Here is a 513-nt window from a genome sequence, read left to right as displayed (position 1 = left end):
CATTGCAGCGATCCAACCGAAGATGATCAGTGGGATATTGTAGTGGATGAAGGTTGGAACAACCGTTTCCCAAATGTGTTCGTGCTGGCCGTCAGCATTTAGGCCAGAAGTTGGGCCCAATGTTGAGTCGGATGCCGGAGAGCCAGCATCACCTAGCGCTGCAGCTGTACCTACTAATGCGATCGTTGCCATTGGTGAGAAACCAAACGCCAAAGAAAGCGGAACGTAGATGGTTGCAAGAATTGGAATCGTCGAGAATGAAGAACCAATACCCATGGTTACCAATAGACCAACAACCAGCATAAGTAGCGCTGCAAGCGGTTTGTTGTCACCAATACTTGTAGACAGTGACTGAACTAGGGTTTCTACGCCACCGGTTTGTTTCATTACCGCTGCAAAACCCGCGGCTGCGATCATGATAAAGCCGATCATCGCCATCATGTGAACGCCTTTGGTGAATACGTCGTGGGTTTCCTTCCACGCGATAACGCCACCAAACGTGAACACCATAAA

Annotated in this window: 1 protein-coding gene; it reads right to left on the bottom strand. The window is 49.3% G+C overall.

What is annotated here, in order from left to right:
• On the bottom strand, window positions 1-513 hold a 513-nt coding region (locus R7044_RS28190), incomplete at both ends, for a Na+/H+ antiporter NhaC family protein (RefSeq protein ID WP_225456399.1).

Source organism: Vibrio sp. 1402 (assembly GCF_033340275.1).
Note: the sequence above shows the minus strand (reverse complement) of the source record. Positions and strands in the feature narration are given on the sequence as shown.